Here is an 829-nt window from a genome sequence, read left to right as displayed (position 1 = left end):
CAGCAGCGGGCCGGTGTTGCCGAACCCGACGTTGGCGCTGCCGATGTTGCCGCTGCCCAAGTTGAAACTACCGAGGTTGCCGCTGCCCAGGTTGAAGCTGCCGGTGTTGCCGCTGGCCAGGTTAGCGCTGCCGAGGTTGCCGCTACCGAGGTTGAGGTCGCCAACGTTGACGCTGCCCAGGTTTAGCGCGCCGAGGTTTGCCAGGCCGACGTTGAATGTCGTGCTGTCGGTGCCGTCACGCAGCAAACCCGCCAGGCTGGTGCCAACATTGTTTGTGCCGGACACATAGGCTGGTGCCGAGAAATCCAGCGGGCTCGCGTTGGCCCAACCCGACACGCTGTTGCCCAGGTTTGCCAGGCCCGATTGCAATGCGCCCAGATTTCCGAAGCCGGAATTGCCGAGACTACCCGAAGAAATGTTCTGTAGCCCCGAATTATTGGTGCCAATGTTCAAAAAGCCGGACGAGCTGCCGGTGCCGCTGTTGAAGAATCCCGACGATGGAACGGTTGAGGAGTTCCCGAAGCCTGGTGTCGCGGGAATGTCAACGAGTGGGATACGGATGGGGCCGAGCCCAACGATTCCGTCGATATCTATCACGGTCGACCCATCGGCGTTGCCGATGTTCATGGTCACCGCGGGATTGACGATGTCAAGCACGATAGGCGAAACCTTTACGGGGCCGATAAAGCCAAAGACCGTACTGTCAAGGGCGTCAAACTTGACTGGGTCAATTGCGAAAGCCCCTATATTGACCGGGGTGATGGACGCGGTGACGGGAATATTGACGGGGATCTTGACGCCCAGGAATGCGGGTATTTCGGGAATCGTG

1 protein-coding gene is annotated in these 829 nt (G+C 59.5%); it reads right to left on the bottom strand.

What is annotated here, in order from left to right:
* The coding region (locus F0Q45_RS26335; protein ID WP_149656634.1) for a PPE family protein at positions 1-829 on the bottom strand (829 nt) is incomplete at both ends.

The organism is Mycobacterium simiae (assembly GCF_008370645.1).
Classification (GTDB): domain Bacteria; phylum Actinomycetota; class Actinomycetes; order Mycobacteriales; family Mycobacteriaceae; genus Mycobacterium; species Mycobacterium simiae_A.
The sequence above is the reverse complement of the archived record's forward strand: the minus strand, read 5'-3'. Positions and strand labels throughout refer to the sequence as shown.